This window comes from Mesorhizobium sp. M5C.F.Ca.IN.020.32.2.1, from assembly GCF_004023105.1.
GTDB lineage: Bacteria > Pseudomonadota > Alphaproteobacteria > Rhizobiales > Rhizobiaceae > Mesorhizobium > Mesorhizobium wenxiniae.
The window spans coordinates 1-534 of record NZ_RZSX01001613.1 but is presented as its reverse complement, the minus strand read 5'-3'; the positions used below and the strand labels follow the sequence as shown (position 1 = coordinate 534).

Sequence of the window (534 nt, the reverse complement as noted above, 5' to 3'; positions counted from 1 at the left end):
GACCGCCACTATCACGGCCTTGCCCATATCGAGGCGATGATGGCGTTGGCCGCCGGCTATAGGGCATCCCTGCACGATCCCGAGGCGGTCGAGGCGGCGATCTGGTTCCACGATGCCATCTATGACAGCCGAGCCAAGGACAATGAGGCGAGGAGTGCCGCCCTTGCCGAGAAAAAACTCGCCGGCCGCTCGGATACGGAGCGCCTGGACCGCATCGCAGCGATGATCATCGCCACCGCCACGCATGAATTGCCGCACTTTGACGACGAGAATGCCGTCCGCGACGCAGCGCTGTTCCTCGATATGGATCTGGCGATCCTGGGTGCGACGCCTGATGCATTCGATGCCTATGAGCAAGCGGTTCGCCGCGAATATGCCTGGGTGGAAGAGCCAATGTGGCGTGCCGGCCGCAGTGCGGTTCTGAAGAGTTTCCTCGCCCGCACGCATATCTTTCACACCGAGGAGTTCCGGCAGCGGTTCGAGGGTCAGGCTCGGCAAAACATGGCGCGTTCGCTCAAGGCGCTCGGGCTAAGC

At 62.5% G+C, this 534-nt stretch carries 1 protein-coding gene; it reads left to right on the top strand.

Features of this window, described 5'->3' with window-relative positions; all coding sequences use genetic code 11:
• A partial coding sequence (locus tag EOA86_RS37760) for a hypothetical protein (protein WP_128345894.1) occupies positions 1-534 on the top strand: 534 nt, incomplete at both ends.